At 48.2% G+C, this 612-nt stretch carries 1 protein-coding gene; it reads left to right on the forward strand.

Features of this window, described 5'->3' with window-relative positions; genetic code table 11:
* Positions 1 to 205: 205 nt before the first annotated feature.
* Positions 206 to 612, forward strand: a 407-nt coding sequence (locus ACNOHI_RS25135; RefSeq protein WP_420477456.1) for a hypothetical protein, incomplete at its 3' end; no start/stop codon positions are given.

Genomic DNA, 612 nt, shown 5'->3' on the forward strand with positions numbered 1-612 from the left:
GTCCGTCCTTAGGAAGACCTTTATTAATTCGGCCTCTTTGTCCGTTACAGCAAATAACCTATGGGTTAGTACGCCATTTGTCGGGTTCGATCCTGAAGGCAGTACATATGGGGCTGGTTCGAACGCAGTGGGATATGTGGGTACAGGCGTCCCGACAACGAGGAGTTTCTTTATGGGATTGAACGTGAATTTTTAAAAGACAGTCATGAAATCAGGATATTTTAAAACTTATTTTTCGGCGGCGCTTCTGGTACTTGTTACAGGAGCATGCAGCGATCAGCTGGACATTAATGACGATCCGTCGAGGCTGACGCCCGACCAGGTAGCCTTGTCTGCGTTATTGCCGGCTACCATACAATTTACCGCCACATCATTTTTTAATGCCGGGCAATACGGTAATTATTATCCGCAATATTTTGCCGGAAGTGCCGGGCAGGAAGCCCAGATCGATGCATATAATCCTTACGGGTTTGACAATATATGGGAGTCGGCTTACCGGGATGCGATGCCGAACCTGAAGGAGTTGATCATGCGAGCTGAAGCTGCGGGAGCGCCACAGTATGCTGGTATCGGTAAACTGTTGATGGCGTTGAATCTGATGCAGAGCAGTGA

This window comes from Noviherbaspirillum sp. ST9, assembly GCF_048799745.1.
Lineage (GTDB): Bacteria > Pseudomonadota > Gammaproteobacteria > Burkholderiales > Burkholderiaceae_D > Noviherbaspirillum.